General features: G+C 71.0%; 4 protein-coding genes. All 4 read right to left on the bottom strand.

The genetic code is table 11. From position 1 onward, the window contains the following. Positions 1-120: 120 nt before the first annotated feature. Complete coding sequence (locus tag ACFC1J_RS09230; RefSeq protein WP_375904611.1) at positions 121-2805, bottom strand: penicillin acylase family protein; 2685 nt, start codon at positions 2803-2805, stop codon at positions 121-123. A 197-nt stretch (positions 2806-3002) separates the two neighbouring features. After that, positions 3003-4898, bottom strand: coding sequence for a YhgE/Pip family protein (locus ACFC1J_RS09225; protein WP_375904609.1), 1896 nt, complete (start codon positions 4896-4898; stop codon positions 3003-3005). Continuing rightward, a complete protein-coding gene (locus ACFC1J_RS09220) occupies positions 4895-5866 on the bottom strand; it encodes a hypothetical protein (protein ID WP_375904607.1) in 972 nt (323 codons plus the stop codon). The genes ACFC1J_RS09225 and ACFC1J_RS09220 overlap by 4 nt, the downstream gene beginning before the upstream one ends. Further along, the gene (locus tag ACFC1J_RS09215; RefSeq protein ID WP_375904605.1) at positions 5863-6531 is read right to left on the bottom strand and encodes a TetR/AcrR family transcriptional regulator; all 669 of its coding nucleotides are present in this window, start codon (positions 6529-6531) and stop codon (positions 5863-5865) included. The genes ACFC1J_RS09220 and ACFC1J_RS09215 overlap by 4 nt, the downstream gene beginning before the upstream one ends. Between the last annotated feature and the right edge of the window lie 106 nt (positions 6532-6637).

The following is a 6637-nucleotide window of genomic DNA, read 5'->3' as shown; positions in this document are numbered from 1 at the left end:
CCCCAACATCTACAACAAACGCGCCCCGGGCCCGCCCCCCCGGCCCCCCCCCCCCCCCCCGGCCGCCCCCGCCCGCCCCCCCGGGGGCGCCGGGGGCGGGGACGACTCGGGGAGGGGTGGTCAACTCTTGGGGGGTTTCAATACCAGGGTGTCCACTGTCGCGGCGGTCACGGCCTTGCCGGAGAACGGCCAGGGGGACTGCAGGCCCTTCGACCAGTTCTCGGTCTGATCCGTGTAGTGGGGGCTGAAGGCGTGGCCGCTCGCTCCGCTGAGGTGGTTCCAGGTGGAGGCGTCGAAGTCGGAGAGGTCGATGACCATCCGCATCGACGGCACCGTGGTCGTCGCGTAGGAGCCGCCGAGCGTCCAGCCGGTGGCATCGACGAGCGAGGATCCGCCGCCGACCGGATACGGCCCGCGGTTGAACAGCCACTCGATCGGAGCGATGCCGCTCTTGCCGAGCGTCTGATGGGTGAGCGTGATCGCGTGCAGGTCGCCCCAGCTCCACCGGTTCGGGTCCGATCCCTGCGCCTTCACGAGCTCGTCGTAGGCCTGCTGCGCCGACAGCGCCAGCATCTCGTCCCGGCCCGTCACGCCGATCTTCTCGTTGGTCCACAGCGGGTCATCCGGGTTCTCGAGCGCCGCGCCCACGACCGTGAACAGGCGCCCCTGCCCGTCCATCGGGAGTGGATGCTCGCGATTCGCGAACAGGTTCAGCGCCAGGTGCTGCCAGAGCGCGTTCGCGTAGGCCGCGGCCGGGGAGTCGGCCGAGGCCTGCGCATCCCACGACTTGAGCAGCCCCACGGCCGTGCGCACACCCGCGTCCTTCGAGGGCGGGAGCTCCTGCATCTCGGCGGCGAGCTGCTTTCCGATCCAGCTCTGCTGGTCGAACTGGATGTCGCGCATGTCCTGCGCCGTGAGCGGATGCTGCTTCGCGGTGCGCGTGATGAGCTCGACGATCCGGGCGGCGCGGTAGCCGTAGTCCCAGTCCTTGGAGAGGAAGTACGGGTAGCCGTCGGGGACGATCGCGTTGTTCGCGGTCACGATGTAGCCCTCGTCCGGGTTGTACGAGACAGGGAGCTCCTCGAAGGGGATGTATCCGGTCCAGTCGGAGGCGCTCGTCCAGCCCGGCTGCGGGAGATAGCCGTTGCCCGCGCCGCGGATCGGCAGGCGACCGGGCGTCTGGTAGCCGATGTTGCCCTGCTGATCGGCGTAGATGAGGTTCTGCGCCGGTACGTCGAACAACGACGCCGCATGCCGGAAGCCGTCGAAGTCCTTCGCGGTGTTCATCGCGAAGATGGCAGTCGAGGTGGTGCCGGGATCCAGCGCCGTCCAGCGCAGGCTCACGGCGTACTGACCGGGGAGCGCATCTGCGGCGGCGCCGGGCGCGACGCCCGCCTCTCCGCCCGGTGATGTCGCATCGGGAAGGCCGACGATCGGGGTCTTCGCGAGCGCGGTGAAGTCGTCGGTGAGGCCGGACACGATCGGGCCGTGCACGGTCGAGCGGATCGTGAGGGTGATGTCGTCGCCACCGGCGACCCTGATCGTCTCGGTGCGCGTCTGCAGCGGGACGCGCACGCCGTTGCGCCAGTACGCGTCGCCGTCGATCTTCTCGATGTAGAGGTCGGTCACGTCGGTGGTGAGGTTCGTGAAGCCCCAGGCGACGTCGGCGTTGTGCCCGATCACGATGCTCGGCAGCCCGGAGAACGAGAACCCGCCCACGTCGAACGGGCAGGCGGTGCTCACCGTGCGGCAGCGCAGCTGCATCTGGTACCAGACCGAGGGGAGCGCCGCGCCCAGGTGCGGGTCGTTCGCGAGCAGCGGCTTGCCGCTCGCGGTGAGGGAGCCCGAGACCACCCAGGAGTTGGAACCGATCCCCTCGCCCGGATCGCCGAGCAGCGTCTGCACGGCCTCGAGCGTGCTGCCGGCGGTCGTCCAGTGCACCGCTGCGGGCGTGCTCGCCGCTGGCGTCGTCGTCGTCGCGGAGCCGGGCGCGCTCGCCGCGGGCGCCGCGTTCGAGCCTGTCCCGTCCGGTGCGCTCGCCGCCCCGCTTCCGGTCTGCTCCATCGGGGTGATGGTCGGCACGATCACGGGGTGCTGGTCGAACGGGTACGCCGGATAGATCTCGTTCATGGTGGCGGCATCGATGGTGGGGGCGAGCAGTGCGCGCGTCGTCTCGTCCTCGATGTTGCCGCGCAGATCCCACGCCATCGCCTTGAGCCACGCGACGGAGTCGGCCGGCGTCCACGGTTCGATCTCGTAGCCCGGGTTGGTCATGCCGACTACGGCATATTCGAAGGACGCCTCCGCGCCCTCATGATCGGCGAGGTACGCGTTCACGCCTTCGGCATAGGCCTCGTAGTAGCCGCGGGTGGTGGGATCCATCGCCGCGACCTCCTTCTCGGCGATGCCGTGCCAGTCCAGCGTGCGCAGGAATTCGTCGGTGGCGACCTGGGAGGATCCGAACAGCTCGGCGACCCTGCCGCTCGTCACGTGCCGGCGGAAGTCCATCTCCCAGAACCGGTCCTGCGCGTGCACGAAGCCCTGCGCGAAGAACAGGTCATGGCTGTTGTCGGCCGTGACCGTGGGGATCCCGCGATCGTCGCGCTGTACGGTCACCTGCGCCTGCAGCCCCGTGAGCGCGAGGTCTCCTGAGGTCTGCGGGAACGAGCGCTGCACGGTCCACACCAGGAACAGCGCGGCCGCCGCGGCGAGGACCACGACCCCCGCGATCACGCCGAAGGCGATCCGGCCGATGATCCGCGCGGTGCGGCGCCGGGGCTTGGCGGCGGGTGCGGCTGACGACATCGCGACTCCTTCGGGTGAGACGGAGTCTCACGGCCGGGAGGATCGGGTCGCAGCACCGCGAGACGTCCTCGCATCCTAGCGCGCGGCAGGGCGGCCCCCTCGCCCCGCCGCGGCTCCCCTACTTTCCGAGTCGTCCCCGTCAGCGCACGCCATAGGCTCCGCTGACGGGGACGACTCGGAAAGAGGCGCGCCGCTGCTCAGCCGATTAGGCTGGGCTGCAGGTCGCGCAGGGTGCGCTTGTGCGTCATCCTCGTCACGCCGATCATCGCGATCAGCAGCGAGCCGACCATCCAGATCCCCAGCACGCCGAGGTCGGTCAGTGCTCGACCCACCTGGCCGCCGTACATGAGCTGTCGCATCGCGTCCACCACGTAGCCCATCGGCAGCACGTGATGGAGCGCAGCGAGCGGCGCCGGCAGCGTCTGCCAGGGGAAGGTGCCTCCGGCGGTCACGAGCTGCAGCACCATGAGCACGAGACCCACGAACTGACCCACGGATCCCAGCCACACGTTCAGCGCGAGGATGATCGCGGCATAGGTCGCCGAGGCGAGCACCATGATCCCGAGCGCGCCCCACCCGTTCTGGAAGGTGAACCCGAGCGCCCAGGCGAGCACGCCCAGCAGGCCCAGCATCTGCACGGCGCCGAACGCCGCGGGGGTGAGCCAGCCGGCGAGGGTGATCCGGATCGGCGAGTGCAGCGCCGTGACCGCGCGGCGCGAGATCGGCTTGATGATGAGGAACAGTGCGTAGATGCCGATCCACCCGGCCAGCGCGGCGAAGAACGGTGCGAGGCCCTGACCGTAGTCCTTGGCGGCGGCGACCTTATCGCTGGACACGTCGACCGGGTTCGCGATCGTCTTCGCCTGCTGCGTGCGCAGCTCGGGGGTGGACGAGGGGATCGCGTCGACGCCGGCCTTCAGGCCGTCGCGCAGCGTGCCGATGCCGGTGCTGAGCGTTCCGAGGCCGTCGTGCAGGCTCTTGGCGCCGTCGCGGGCGGTGGCCGCGCCCGCGCTCAGGGTCGCAGCGCCCGTCGCGGCGGTCTGCGCGCCGTCCGCGAGCTGCTGGGACTTGTCCGCGAGCGTGGCGCTGCCGGATGCGACCTGGGCGCTGCCGTCGGCGAGCTGGTCGATCTTGCCGACCGCCCCCTGCACGGTGTCGTTGCCGCTGCGCAGCTTGTCGCCGAGCGGATCCAGCTTCGCCAGGACCGCGTCGATGTCGGCCTGGGACATGCCGCGGTCCGCGAGCGCGGCGGCGATGTCGCTGCGCGCCTGCGGCAGCGCATCCGTCGCCTGCTGCACGAGGGATCCGGCCTCGTTCGCGTACTGGGCGATCTGCTGGTTGCCGGCGCTCACCTGCTGCGCGCCGTCCGCGAGGGTCGCCGCACCGGCGGCGAGCTGCTGCGAACCGTCCGCGATCTGCGCCGTGCCGCCGGCGAGCTGCGAGGCACCGTCGGCCAGCTGAGACGTGCCGTCGGCGAGCTGGCCGCTGCCCGAGACAGCGGTGTTCGCGCCGTCGTACAGCTGGGACGCGCCATCGGCCGCCTCCCCGAGCTTGCCTCGGACGTCGCTGAGCCCGGTGAGGAGCTTGTCCGCCGCCTCCTGGCCGACCATCTCGGCGACCGATCGGCGGATCTTCTCGACCGCGCCGGATCCGATCGACGACGCGAGGTAGTTGTTGGCGTCGTTCGTCTCGAGCTCGATCTTCGCCTGGTGGGGGCTCGTGCCGGAGGCGGAGAGCAGCGCCTCGGAGAACGTCTTCGGGATCGTCACCGTGAAGTCGACGTCGCCGTTCTTGAGCGCGGAACGCGCGGCGCCCGCGCTCATCCGGTTCCAGTCGAACGCCTTGCCCTCGACGAGGTTGTCGGCGACCTTCTCGCCGTAGTTCGTCGTGGTGCCGTTCGAGGTCGCGCCGGTGTCCTCGACGACGAGCCCGACGGGCACCTCGCTGAACTTGCCGTAGGGATCCTGGTTGGCCCACAGGTAGAGCCCGCCGTACAGGATCGGCACGGCCATGAGGGCGATCAGGGCGATCACGGCCATGGGGCTCGCGGTCAGGCGGCGCAGTTCGGCGCCGATCATCGCGGGGATCTTCATCGCGCGGCTCCGTTCTCGGTGTCGGTGGGGGTGTCGGTGTCTGTGTCGTCTTCCTCGACAGGGTCGTTGAGCGAGGACGGCGAAGCCGACCGAGACGAAACGCCGTCTTCATCGGGTTGCGGCGTTTCGTCTCTGCGTTTCGTCTCGCCTTCGGCTCGCTCAACGACCGGCGCTCGCTCAACGTCCCCGTGGATGACTGGATCCGCCTCGATCACCGGATCCGGCTCGATGAGGATCTCCTCCTCGACGTCCACAGGCGCGACCGGTTCCGGGTCCGCGTCCCTGTCCGCGTCCATCACTCGGGTGGATCCCGTCACATCCGCGAGCGGGCGCACGGGCACCGTGGCGTTGGACGGGTAGTCGGTCTGAAGTGCCTCCGGGAGCCGCTCGATGACAGCGGCCGCGGATCCGCCGACGATCACGAGCACGGCGAAACCGCGCTCGGCGAACTCCGTGGCGATGCGCCACCAGCCCTCCGGGCGCCCGCCGTGGCGGTCGGGGGAGACCAGCACGAACCCCTCGACGTCGTCGCGCAGCACGGCGAGCTCCGCCATGACGCGCACGCGCACGGAGGGCTTGATCGTGCCGATCGGCTGCGCGGCGAGCTCGGCGAAGCCGATCTGCTCGAGCCAGCGCCGGGCGTGCAGCGGGGTTGCGGGGAGGCCGGCGAACATGAGCTCCTCGCCCACGACCGCGGCGAGCGTCACGCCGGGGTGCGGGTCGCTGACCTCCGGCGCATCGACGAGGGCCATGCGGCGGCGCAGGTCGCGATCGTTGCGTGTGCCGTCGATCGTGACCTCGCCCGTGTCGGGGCGCATGCGGCCGGTGGCGATGAGCCCCAGCACGGTGGGCCGCAGCTCGGTCTCGGCGAGCACGAAGCGGGCGTGGCCCGTCTCGATTTCGAGCGATGTGGTGGGCAGCGCGCGGCCCTTCTTGCCCTTGCTGATGTCGTGCACGGCGATCCTCATGCGCGGCCCTCCTCGGCGGGAATCGTGGCAAGCGTATCCGGCGCTCCGGCCGCCGAGAGCTCGGGGTGCGCGGCGAGCAGTGCGTCGATCTCGCGCCAGCCGAGCCCCGCGATGCTGAGCACGGCGCGCACCGCGATGTCCCCCGCGACGGGGGAGGACGCGTCGGTGCGGGTGACGACGGTGCGGGCGCTCTCCTCGATCAGGCGGGCGAGTGTGGGCGCGGCCATGTCCTGGCGCAGCTCGCCGTCGTCCTGGCCGCGGCGGACGAGTGCCGCGAGCACGCGTCGCAGGGGTGCGAGGGCTGCGGCGGTCTCCTCGACGTGCGCCTCGTCGAGCGCGATCGCCGCGGCCACCTGCACATGCGCCGCCTCGCGCCACAGGTCGGCCGTGAGGCGCGCCAGGGCGATGCGGCTGTCGGCGTCGTCGACCCGCTGCGCGACGGTGTTGAAGCGCGCGGCGCCGGCGGAGACGAGCGCGTGCACGAGCGCGGTGCGGTCGTCGAAGTGGCCGTACAGAGCGCGGCGGCTGAGGCCGGCCGCGCGGGCGATCTGGTCGACGGAGGCGTGCGGATCCACGGCCAGGGTCTGCGAGGCGGCGACGAGGATGCCGGCCCGGTTCTCGGCGGCGTCCCTGCGCTGGCGGCGGGGTGCGGTGGTGTCTGTCACCGGACCAGTGTACGCCTAACTTGCACACGAGTGTGCAAGTTAGCTGAGTGTGGCGGATCGGGCGTGGAGAGCGATGAGACGCCCTCCACGCGGGAGATGGCTGAGG

This window comes from Microbacterium sp. NPDC056052 (genome assembly GCF_042266785.1).
Lineage (GTDB): Bacteria > Actinomycetota > Actinomycetes > Actinomycetales > Microbacteriaceae > Microbacterium.
This window is presented reverse-complemented; position numbering and strand designations above follow the sequence as displayed.

Excerpts from the sequence above, each read along its gene's own strand:
- ACFC1J_RS09230 (WP_375904611.1), bottom strand. The coding sequence starts at position 2,805 with ATGTCGTCAGCCGCACCCGCCGCCAAGCCCCGGCGCCGCACCGCGCGG.
- ACFC1J_RS09225 (WP_375904609.1), bottom strand. The coding sequence starts at position 4,898 with ATGAAGATCCCCGCGATGATCGGCGCCGAACTGCGCCGCCTGACCGCG.
- ACFC1J_RS09220 (WP_375904607.1), bottom strand. The coding sequence starts at position 5,866 with ATGAGGATCGCCGTGCACGACATCAGCAAGGGCAAGAAGGGCCGCGCG.